This window comes from Microbacterium sp., assembly GCF_051953575.1.
In the GTDB taxonomy this organism is placed as follows: domain Bacteria; phylum Actinomycetota; class Actinomycetes; order Actinomycetales; family Microbacteriaceae; genus Microbacterium.
Genome location: NZ_JBQCIP010000218.1, coordinates 1 through 5,454, shown reverse-complemented (window position 1 = coordinate 5,454; position 5,454 = coordinate 1). Strand labels below are relative to the sequence as shown.

General features: G+C 71.1%; 6 protein-coding genes. All 6 read left to right on the top strand.

The features are described 5' to 3' along the window. On the top strand, window positions 1-799 hold a 799-nt coding region (gene recA / locus ACTHNQ_RS13290), incomplete at its 5' end, for a recombinase RecA (RefSeq protein WP_440334063.1). After that, entirely contained in the window at window positions 799-1,494 is a 696-nt protein-coding gene (locus ACTHNQ_RS13285) for a regulatory protein RecX (RefSeq protein ID WP_440334061.1), read from the top strand. The genes recA and ACTHNQ_RS13285, both read left to right, overlap by 1 nt. A gap of 72 nt (window positions 1,495-1,566) precedes the next feature. Further along, window positions 1,567-2,559 (top strand): phosphotransferase family protein, encoded by a 993-nt coding sequence (locus ACTHNQ_RS13280; RefSeq protein ID WP_440334059.1) that lies wholly within the window; start codon window positions 1,567-1,569, stop codon window positions 2,557-2,559. Between the two features lie 64 nt (window positions 2,560-2,623). Next, entirely contained in the window at window positions 2,624-4,174 is a 1,551-nt protein-coding gene (miaB, locus tag ACTHNQ_RS13275) for a tRNA (N6-isopentenyl adenosine(37)-C2)-methylthiotransferase MiaB (RefSeq protein ID WP_440334057.1), read from the top strand. Beyond that, on the top strand, window positions 4,167-5,129 hold the full coding sequence (gene miaA, locus ACTHNQ_RS13270; RefSeq protein WP_440334055.1) for a tRNA (adenosine(37)-N6)-dimethylallyltransferase MiaA: 963 nt from the start codon (window positions 4,167-4,169) through the stop codon (window positions 5,127-5,129). Before miaB ends, miaA begins: the two co-directional genes overlap by 8 nt. Further along, window positions 5,126-5,454, top strand: a 329-nt coding sequence (locus ACTHNQ_RS13265; RefSeq protein ID WP_440334053.1) for a GNAT family acetyltransferase, incomplete at its 3' end; no start/stop codon positions are given. The genes miaA and ACTHNQ_RS13265, both read left to right, overlap by 4 nt.

Sequence of the window (5,454 nt, the reverse complement as noted above, 5' to 3'; positions counted from 1 at the left end):
CGGCGGCATCGCGGCGTTCATCGACGCCGAGCACGCGCTCGACCCGGACTACGCCCAGAAGCTCGGCGTCGACATCGACGCGCTGCTCGTGTCGCAGCCCGACACCGGTGAGCAGGCGCTCGAGATCGCCGACATGCTGGTGCGCTCCGGCGCGATCGACCTGATCGTCATCGACTCGGTCGCGGCCCTCGTGCCCAAGGCCGAGATCGAAGGCGAGATGGGCGACTCGCACGTGGGTCTGCAGGCCCGCCTCATGTCGCAGGCGCTCCGCAAGCTGACCGGTGGTCTCAACCAGACCAACACGACGATGATCTTCATCAACCAGCTGCGCGAGAAGATCGGCGTGTTCTTCGGTTCTCCCGAGACCACGGCCGGCGGCAAGGCGCTGAAGTTCTACGCTTCCGTGCGCCTCGACATCCGCCGCATCGAGACGCTCAAGGACGGCGCCGAGGCGGTCGGAAACCGCACGCGCGTCAAGGTCGTCAAGAACAAGATGGCGCCGCCCTTCAAGCAGGCCGAGTTCGACATCCTGTACGGCGTCGGCATCTCTCGCGAGGGAAGCCTCATCGACTTCGGTGTCGAGCACGGCATCGTCAAGAAGTCGGGTGCGTGGTACACGTACGACGGCGAGCAGCTCGGCCAGGGCAAAGAGAACGCCCGCAACTTCCTGCTCAAGAACGAGGACGTCGCGGCCGACATCGAGTCGAAGATCAAGGTCAAGCTCGGTATCGGGCAGCCCCGCGGCGCTGCCGCCGAGGGCACGACGGCCGACGAACTGGCTGCCCGCCGCCCGGCGTGATGGTCCGTTTCGACGACGGGGGCGAGCCCGAGACGCTCGCCCCCGTCATCCCCCTCTTCGGTGGGCCGGCGCCGCGCGCGCCGCCGGAACCCGCATGGAACGCGACCTGGGCCGACGACCCGGAGCCCGCCGATGACGACGAGTACGACAGGTTCGGAAACGACACCTCGCACCTGCGGGCTCCGGATGCGGCAAGCCTGGCCGCCGACGCGAGAGACGCGGCCGAGAAGAGCCTCGTGAAGAAGCTCCGCGCCCGCTCGCTGTCGGTGCGCGAGGCGCGGGGCGTCCTCCGCGACCACGGGCTCGACGACGAGGGGATCGACGAGCTCATCGCCTCGTTCGAACGCCTCGGCTACCTCGACGACGCCAAGCTGGCCGAGCAGCTGGTCCATTCCGGCTCCGATCGCAAGGGGCAGGGCCGCAAGGCCATCGCTCAGACCCTCGCCAAGCGCGGCGTGCCTCGGGACGTGGCGGATGCGGCACTGGAGGAGCTGCCCGACGACGACTTCGAACGTGCCCTCGAGTTCGCGCGTACGAAGGCCACGTCGATGCGCGGCCTGGACCGTGACGTCGCGGTCCGCCGGCTCGCCGGTCAGCTCGCCCGGAGGGGCTACGGCGGCCCGGTCGCGATGAACGCCACCCGACAGGCGCTGGACGAGCTGAGCCGTCCCGTGGGACGCGTCCGCTTCGAATGACGCCGATCCGTGGGACGACGATGAAGGTCGACACGGCGCGCGCCCCTCACGGCGCGCCAGTAGGGTGAGCGGGTGCTCACGAAGTTCGTGCTCGACGACGAGCAGCTCGCCGACCTGGTCGCCCCCGTAGGGCGGCTCGCCTCCGCCGATCCGCTCTCTGGCGGGATGTTCGCCACCGCCTACCGCGTGCACTTCGCGGACGGCAGCCGCGCGGTCGCGAAGATCGTCGGTGCCGACACGTCACGCCTGTACCGGTACGAACTCGGCCTGCTCGGCACGGAGGCGCTCACGTACCGCATGCTGAGCGGCAGCGGCGTCCCCGTGCCGGCGGTGCTGCACACCGACTTCAGCCGGTCCGTCGTCGCCGCCGACGTGGTGGTCGCCGAGCATCTGCCCGGCGTGCCCTGGCTCGACCTGCAGCTGGACGATGCGCAGGACGCCGTGGTGCGCCGCCGCCTGGGAGCGGTGATGGCCGACCTGCACCGAGTCCCGGCGCCGAGGTTCGGCTACCCGGCGGCCGCCGCCGCCCTGGCCGGCGCGACGTGGCGCGAAGCGTTCGAGTGCATGATCGACGCCGTCCTCGACGATGCGGCGCGGTGGGAGGTCGAACTGCCGGCCGGACGGGTGCGGGCGGCGGTCTCGGCGCACCGTGCGGCGCTCGACGCGGTGGCGCACCCCGTCGTCGTCCACACCGACCTGTGGGCGGGCAATGTCTTCGTCGACCCCGAATCGCTCGACATCGTGGGCATCATCGACACGGAGCGCACCCTGTGGGGCGATCCGCTCCACGAACTCGCCGGCGCCGATCAGCTGGGCCACGGCGAGCCCGACGCGGACCTCCTCGCCGGCAACACCGCGGCTGGGGGCATCCTCACCGACGAGCTCGCCTCTCCGACGGGCGCTGCTCGGCTGCAGCTCTCGCGGCTGTACTTCGCGTTGATCCTCTCCAGCGAACCCGTGGTCCGCGGCTACGAGGGAGAGTGGGTCGCCGGGTACGAGCGGACCGCCCGCGAGAACGTCGAACGTGCCTTGGCGTGGCTGGAGGATGCGGCGGCGCAGCACTGACGGCGGTGGCGGCATCCGCTCTTCCGGACGGGCTCGCTCTCCCGGCTCGTAGAATGGCGTGATCATGTCTTCCCCTTCCGCCACACCGACCCTCATCGCGCCGTCGGCCGCATCGCACGACGCCGACGGGCGCGCCCGCACGTACGAGGTGCGCACCTTCGGCTGCCAGATGAACGTGCACGACTCCGAGCGCCTGTCGGGCTCGCTCGAGAGCGCGGGCTACGTCCGCGCCGACGCCGGCGAAGAGGCCGACGTCGTCGTCATCAACACGTGCGCCGTGCGCGACAACGCCGCCGGCAAGCTCTACGGCACGCTCGGACACCTGAAGTCCCGCAAGGACAAGCACGAGGGCATGCAGATCGCCGTCGGCGGCTGCCTCGCCCAGATGGACAAGGACGTCGTGCAGCAGAAGGCGCCGTGGGTCGACGTCGTCTTCGGCACCCACAACATGGGGTCGCTCCCCAGCCTGCTCGAGCGCGCGCGTCACAACGGCGAGGCCGAGCTCGAGATCCTGGAGTCCCTCGAGATCTTCCCGTCGACGCTGCCCACCAAGCGCGACAGCGTCTACAGCGGCTGGGTCTCCATCTCCGTGGGCTGCAACAACACCTGCACGTTCTGCATCGTGCCTAGCAAGCGCGGCACGGAGAAGTACCGCCGCCCCGGCGACATCCTGAACGAGATCCGCCTGCTCGTCGACGACGGCGCGATGGAGGTCACCCTCCTCGGCCAGAACGTCAACTCGTACGGTGTCGAGTTCGGCGACCGCCAGGCATTCGGCAAGCTGCTGCGCGCCGCGGGCGAGATCGACGGGCTGGAGCGGATCCGCTTCACGAGCCCGCACCCGGCCGCGTTCACCGACGACGTGATCGACGCGATGGCCGAGACGCCCGCCGTGATGCCGCAGCTGCACATGCCGCTGCAGTCCGGCAGCGACCGCATCCTCAAGGCGATGCGCCGTTCGTACCGCAGCGAGCGGTTCCTCGGCATCCTCGACCGCGTCCGCGCCAAGATGCCCGACGCCGCGATCTCGACCGACATCATCGTGGGCTTCCCGGGCGAGACCGACGAGGACTTCGAAGACACCATGCGCGTCGTCGAGCAGGCGCGGTTCGCGAGCGCGTTCACGTTCCAGTACTCGATCCGCGAGGGCACGCCCGCCGCGACGATGCCCGACCAGGTGCCCAAGGAGGTCGTGCGGGAGCGCTACGAGCGTCTGATAGCCCTCCAGGAGCGCATCTCGCTCGAAGAGAATCAGAAGCAGGTCGGACGCGAGGTCCACGTGCTCGTGTCGACCGGCGAGGGCAAGAAGGATGCCGAGACGCATCGCCTGACCGGCCGGGCCGAAGACAACCGCCTCGTGCACTTCGAGGTCCCTGAGGGATCCGAGACGCCTCGCCCCGGCGATGTCGTCTCGGTCGTCGTGACGCACGCGGCGCCGTTCCACCTTCTCGCCGACGCGCCGGACGGCGCGCCGCTGCGCATCCGCCGCACGCGCTCGGGCGATGCGTGGGACCGCGCGCAGGCCGAGTCCTGCGCGATCCCGGCGCCGGCCGGCGAGCCGGGAGCCCCGCGCGCCGTGTCGCTCGGGCTCCCGACCCTGCGTGTCGGTGTCTGACACCGCGACGTCCGAACGCGCGGGAGGCGGGGACGCCCAGCGTGCGCCGCGCATCTGGGCCGTCGTCGGCGCAACCGGCACCGGAAAGACCGCGCTCTCGCTGGACCTCGCGGAGGCACTGGCTGCGCGGGGGCGCGCGGCCGAGATCGTGAACGCCGACGCCATGCAGCTGTACCGCGGCATGGACATCGGCACGGCGAAGCTTCCCGCGGACGAGCGGCGCGGCATCCCTCACCATCTCTTCGACGCGCTCGAGGTGACCGACGAGGCGGCGGTGGCCTGGTATCAGGATGCCGCCCGCGCGGCCGTGCGGGGCATCCATTCGCGCGGAGCGGATGCGATCCTCGTCGGCGGCTCGGGCCTCTACGTGTCGAGCGTGCTGTTCGACTTCCGCTTCCCCCCGCGCGACGAGGCCGTGCGTGCGCGCCTGGAGGCGGAGCTCGACGAGGCCGGGCCGGGGGCCCTCTTCGCGCGCCTGCGTGCGCTCGATCCCGCGACGGCCGAGAAGGTGGATCCTCGCAACGGACGGCGGATCGTCCGTGCGCTGGAGGTGCTCGAACTGGGGGAGCGGACGCACGGCGCGGCGCTTCCCGAGGCCCCGGTGCTGTGGCACGCCGACACCCGGATCATCGCCGTCGGCGTCCCGCGCGAGGAGCTCGTGACGAGGCTCGACGCCCGCGTCGAGGGCATGTGGCGCGACGGGCTCCTCGACGAGGTGCGCGCGCTCCGTGAACGCGGGCTGGAGGACGGCGTCACCGCGCGCCGCGCCATCGGCTACGCGCAGGCGCTCTCGCAGCTGGCGGGCGACCTCACCGAGGCCGCGGCGATCGCCGAGACGCAGGCGCTCACCCGCCGTTACGCGCGCCGCCAGGTGTCGTGGTTCAAGCGGTACGACGGCGCGCGCTGGGTGACGTCGGGGGCGGATGCCGCCACCCTGGCAGACTCGGACGCATGACCCCCGAGATCCGTCCTTTCGAACTCGCCGACACCGAGGCGGTCGTGTCGCTCTGGCAGGCCGCCGGGCTGACGCGACCCTGGAACAACCCCTACCAGGACATCAACCGCAAGCTCCGGGTGCAGCCGGAGCTCTTCCTCGTCGCCGTGGACGCGGGCGTCGTCGTCGGCTCGGTGATGGCCGGCTACGACGGCCACCGCGGCTGGCTCTACTACCTCGCGAGCGACCCGCACCGCCGCGGCCAGGGCATCGGCCGGCAGCTGGTCGAGCGCGCCGAGGAGCTGCTGCTCGAGATGGGATGCCCCAAGGTGCAGCTCATGGTGCG

Bases quoted from the DNA above. Each gene is read 5' to 3' on its own strand.
- ACTHNQ_RS13285 (WP_440334061.1), top strand. From the start codon at position 799: ATGGTCCGTTTCGACGACGGGGGCGAGCCCGAGACGCTCGCCCCCGTC.
- miaB (WP_440334057.1), top strand. From the start codon at position 2,624: ATGTCTTCCCCTTCCGCCACACCGACCCTCATCGCGCCGTCGGCCGCA.